5 protein-coding genes are annotated in these 4,451 nt (G+C 64.6%); 1 reads left to right on the top strand and 4 read right to left on the bottom strand.

Annotation, left to right across the window (positions count from 1 at the left end; genetic code table 11):
- Window positions 1–257 precede the first annotated feature (257 nt).
- On the bottom strand, window positions 258–659 hold the full coding sequence (locus tag VM221_03690) for an RHS repeat domain-containing protein (protein ID HUT73922.1): 402 nt from the start codon (window positions 657–659) through the stop codon (window positions 258–260).
- Between the two features lie 200 nt (window positions 660–859).
- Here VM221_03690 and VM221_03685 point away from each other — a divergent pair, with 200 nt between their 5' ends.
- Window positions 860–1,063, top strand: a complete 204-nt coding sequence (locus VM221_03685) for a DUF6784 domain-containing protein (GenBank protein HUT73921.1) — start codon at window positions 860–862, stop codon at window positions 1,061–1,063.
- A 119-nt stretch (window positions 1,064–1,182) separates the two neighbouring features.
- Here the strand turns inward: VM221_03685 and VM221_03680 are convergent, their stop codons facing one another.
- From VM221_03680 to VM221_03670, 3 genes are all read right to left on the bottom strand, one after another.
- The gene (locus VM221_03680; protein HUT73920.1) at window positions 1,183–3,267 is read right to left on the bottom strand and encodes an alpha-amylase family protein; all 2,085 of its coding nucleotides are present in this window, start codon (window positions 3,265–3,267) and stop codon (window positions 1,183–1,185) included.
- A 25-nt stretch (window positions 3,268–3,292) separates the two neighbouring features.
- Entirely contained in the window at window positions 3,293–3,457 is a 165-nt protein-coding gene (locus VM221_03675) for a hypothetical protein (GenBank protein HUT73919.1), read from the bottom strand.
- Window positions 3,458–3,547: 90 nt separating this feature from the next.
- The gene (locus VM221_03670; GenBank protein ID HUT73918.1) at window positions 3,548–4,054 is read right to left on the bottom strand and encodes a GNAT family protein; all 507 of its coding nucleotides are present in this window, start codon (window positions 4,052–4,054) and stop codon (window positions 3,548–3,550) included.
- Window positions 4,055–4,451 lie beyond the last annotated feature (397 nt).

Here is a 4,451-nt window from a genome sequence, read left to right as displayed (position 1 = left end):
GTGTCCCCGCTCAAGGTGCCTTCTCTTACCGGCCGCACCCCGCCATATAGGTCAGGCTCCTCATGCCTACCACGCAGTTGCCTACTGTCCCGAACTAAGGTGTGTCCCCGGAGTTCCCCACTGGGAATTGCCGCGATTCAGAACCCTACCGACCCCAAAGGTGCAGCCATGGCCCAATATACAACCCTACCAGTAAACCCGCAAGGAAGCCCAAGAGCATGAGTATCGGCATCGCTGCACGCCAAGCCTGATTCATGCTAAACCTCTATATACAACAGGTTCTGCCCCGAATCCCGCTTCTCCTCGCTCACCAGGCGGTAAACGTTATCGTAAACGTACGACGCGACATCCCCGTTTGCCTCTGTCATCGTGGCGCGATTGCCGACCTCCTCGTACTGGAACTCGGTCGCGTACCCGCCGGGGAACACCGGGTAACCCACCAGCGTCAGCCGGTTGTCGGCGTCATACTGGTACTGGGTGACGCCGCCCTCGCCGTCCCGCAACCGCGTGCGGTTGTAGTTGGGGTCGTACTGGTAGCTGGCGCTGCGGTAGGTCGTCATCGAGCCGTACTTGCGCTCGACCGCGATCAGTTGATCGAGCTTGCTGTAGCCGCCGTAGCTGCCGTAGCGGTAGTAGGTGTCGCAGGTCCCGTCGGTCATGCGGCTGACGGGGTTCTTCGCGACATAGGTCAGGTTGACGTCGTCGGCGGTGCCGGAAATTAGGGTGTGTGTCCCCGGAATTGCCCCGGAATTGCCAATTAAGGTGAATTAAGGTGACTGTCCCCGTGATCCGTGGCGTGTACCTCGTGGGCCAATGGTTGGGATGAGCGACGGCCGCCAAGATTCAGAGTTGGCTCACCGTGTCCCCCGCGCCCAACCTCCACGTACTCCCCTGGATCGGAACCGGCCTGGCCGTCGCCCTCGGGCTCACCCTGGCCCGCGAGCGCTGGATCTGGTTTCCCTTCCACGCGATGGGCTTCGCGATGGCCAACACCTACACCGCCGGCAACTTCTGGTTCCCTTACCTGATGGCGTTCATCGTGAAAGCGTTTGTCCTGCGCTGAGGCGGCAATAGGCTCTAGCGCCGCACTCCCCTTCTTTGTCGGCTTGATCGTGGGCGACGTCATGACCCAGTGCTTGTGGTCCGTCGGCACCTCCCTCGCCAACGCCACCGTTTACCAGTTCATCTCGCAGCGGCGCTGGGTTCGATCACGATCGCGGCGTAGGGGCCGAGGTCGCGCACTGTGACACTGAGCCGGTTGCCGCCGACGGTGGCGCGCAGATGCACCTGGCGCCCGCTCACCGACGGCTTGGGGTAGGGGCTATCCAGGCTGACCTGCACCTCGTGCAGCGGGATGATCTCGGTGATCTGCCGCGCGTCGGTGGGCAGCGTCCACGCGACGGTGCGATTCGCCAGGTGGATGATGGTGCGCTCGGGCGCCGCCTGCTTCCACACCGTTACCTCGAGCGTGCGCGGCGCCTTCACCATGATCTGCCGCCGCGGCAGCATCGCCTCCACGAGCTCGGCCATCCACTCGCCGATGTGCTCGTCGCCGTGCATCGAGAAGTAGCGCCCGACGTCGCACGCCACATACCAGGCGCGCCCCGCGCCGAACTTTCCCGCCACCACCGCGGGCCAGTCACTCGCCGCCATCGGCAGCGGGTCTTCGGTTCCGCTGACTGAGCCTGCCGGGTCCACCTCCACGCGCCGTGCGACGATTCGTCCCGATGTCGCCACCCGCTGAAACACTCCTGACACCGGCCCCGGTTCCCCCGGGCGCTCCACCGCGAAGTGCCCCTCCACAGCGTCCTTCCACGTCACGCCCAACACATCACCCAGGCCGAAATCGTCGCGCCGCCGGCCCCGCTCGTCCCCTAGCGAGGTCTCGGCCGTGGCGAGAATCCGCCCGCCGCCGCGCACGTACTCCTTCACCGCGGCACAGAACCCATCGCTCAGGTTGGCGGTGTTGGGTAGGATCACCAGGTCGTATCTGGCCAGGTCGGCGGCGGTGGTTCGCTCCGCCGCGACGATGTCACAGGGCAGGTGCTCCTCGATCAGCAGGCGCGCCCAGCCGCTAAACTCCTCCAGCCAGCGCTGGTCGCCGCGGCCGAAGTACTTGCGCGTCGCCCACGAGAACACCAGCCCGATCTTCGCAGCGGAGACCGCGCCCTCGTCGAGGTCCGCATCCTGCATGTAAAAGTCGAAGGCGTGTTTCACGTTGGCGAGCATCCGCGGGGAGGTCGTCGTGTCGGGACGCGCGCCCACGCCGCAGGGCCCAAACGCCTTGCAGCCGTTCGCCTTGCAGGCTGCTGCGTACAGTTCCCAGGTCGCGCGCGGCACCGGCCAGTGCGCGAAGTGCACTGGGTGCTGGGTGAGCAGCATCCACGACGGCTTGCCTACCGCGTGCTGCCACCGCACGTTGATGCTCGTCGAGTGCAGGTCGCTCGTCGGCGCGAGGAACCGGTCGAAGCATTCCGAGAGGAACACGTCCAACGACGGCAGCCAGGCCTCGTCCTGCCCAAAGACGGCCCCCACGTAGAGCGGCGCGAAAGGGTTGTGCGCCGCGACGATCCCCCGCTCGCGCAGCACCGCCGACACATTCGCGATCACCTCCGCCGCGCGTGCGCACCGCCAGTCAATGAACTCCACCCAGTGCTCCTGGATGGCTTCGCGCGTGATCTCCCGCGTGCCGCAGATCCTCTCCAGCGCGGGCCGGCAGCAGTCGCACGCGCAAATGTCGCCATTGAGGAACATGTCCAAATGGAAGGCGTCGGGGTGATAGCGGTCGCACACCTCGCGTGTGATCGCCACGACCTGCTCGCGGCGCGGCGAGTTGAAGCACGGCGACTGCCACGCACCGCCCGCCAGCGCCTGCACGCGGCCGTTGGGCTGCGACGGGTCCGCCCAACTGGCGAGGGGCTGCTCGGCTCGCGCGGCAACTGGGTCGCACCCCAGGGGCATCGCGTTCCACTGCGGGTGCTTCGAATCGAGCCAGTTGGTGTAGAGCAGGATCTGCTTGCCCCGCGCGCGCAGCCGCGTCATCACGTCGCTAACGTAATCCCGGCCCTTGAGGTTGGGATGCTGCGGCAGGATGGCGCTCGGGTAGTAGGCGATGCCGAACTGGTTGGTCGCGTACACGGCGACGATGTCGGCCCCGGTGCCGATGAGTTCGTCGGCGATGCGATCTGGATCGTATCTGGAGAACGCGAGGGCCTGCTCGTTGAGGGCGTACTGGTCGTACCAGTAAATGCGCGAACGCCGGTTCATCCACTCCATCGTAAGGTCCCTTCGATCACCACTGCGCGGCGAAGTCGCGCATGGTCATGAACTCGATGCCGTCGGCCTTCATCGCACCCAGGAACTCGTCGAGCGCGCGCACCGCGGCCGCGCCTGGGTTGCGATGCAAGCAGGCCTGACACGAAAGGTTGCAGGTATCGGTGAGAACCACAAGCGCCACGCGCATCCTCCATTGAGTGATCGGATGAGGAGAGCAGAAACAGGCGCATTCTAGCCCTCATCTTACTGGACCGCAAGTCGGTCGAGGACTTCACGCATTGCGCCTGTCAGCCGTGGGGTCGCTCTGGAGCCGATGTCCGAGCACCATGGCGATCATATTCGGCTCATCCTTCACTCGACCGACTTCCGTGAACCCGCACTTCTGGTAGCATCTTCTGGCGGCCTCGTTCGCCTCGGAGACACTGAGCACGATTCTCCCCAGGCCGAGCTCCTGAAAGCCATACGCACAAGCCACCGCAACCGCGTCCGAGCCATAGCCGCGGTAACGGTTCTCTGGCCGGAAAATGTGAATGCCGAGCACCGCTTCCTTCCGGTCCGGGAGCTGCCTCTGCAGTATCACTTGTCCGACCAGATCCCCGGCTTCTGTGCAAAGGCCAAAGAAGAGAGTCGCCTCGTCCCTAGTCGCCTTGTAGAAGCAGCGTGCGTCTCGTGCCAATTCGAGATCAGAGTCTCGCCCAGCCAGCAGTACTTGGTCTTCCGACACGCGCCTCAGAGATACGCTCGCTCCGCTGATCGGCGGCCCTGCATAGACAGGCATCGTACTCCTCGTTTGTAGTGGATCAGCCCGTGACGCGATCTTTGCCGAGTGGGAATGGGAGCGCTGACGGCGCCATCCGCATCACCGATATGGCAGGGAACCCATAGGTACACGGTACTGAATGGAGCCCTCCTCGCGATAGTCCCAGTTCCCATATCGTATCCCATTCCCGAATCGCAAGCAAGATACCTGGCATGCTCCTTCCCTCCATCTTGGGCGGACGCTAGCAGCTGCGGGGACACGTGCGCTGCAAGCCGCGGCTTGGGCTGCAAGTGCCGATAGTAGGTCGCCGGGCTGATTCCCGCCGCTTGCAGCACCCCCACCCGGCACCCCGGGACCGGGATCATCTCCAGTTCCTGTCGCATGATCGCCATGACCTCGGCAGTCAACCTCAGCT

This window comes from Armatimonadota bacterium, from assembly GCA_035527535.1.
Lineage (GTDB): Bacteria > Armatimonadota > Hebobacteria.
The sequence above is the reverse complement of the archived record's forward strand: the minus strand, read 5'-3'. Positions and strand labels throughout refer to the sequence as shown.

What these genes read in the sequence shown, in the direction of transcription:
- VM221_03690 (HUT73922.1), bottom strand. Translation starts at nt 659, where the DNA reads ATGACCGACGGGACCTGCGACACCTACTACCGCTACGGCAGCTACGGC.
- VM221_03670 (HUT73918.1), bottom strand. Translation starts at nt 4,054, where the DNA reads ATGCCTGTCTATGCAGGGCCGCCGATCAGCGGAGCGAGCGTATCTCTG.
- VM221_03680 (HUT73920.1), bottom strand. Translation starts at nt 3,267, where the DNA reads ATGAACCGGCGTTCGCGCATTTACTGGTACGACCAGTACGCCCTCAAC.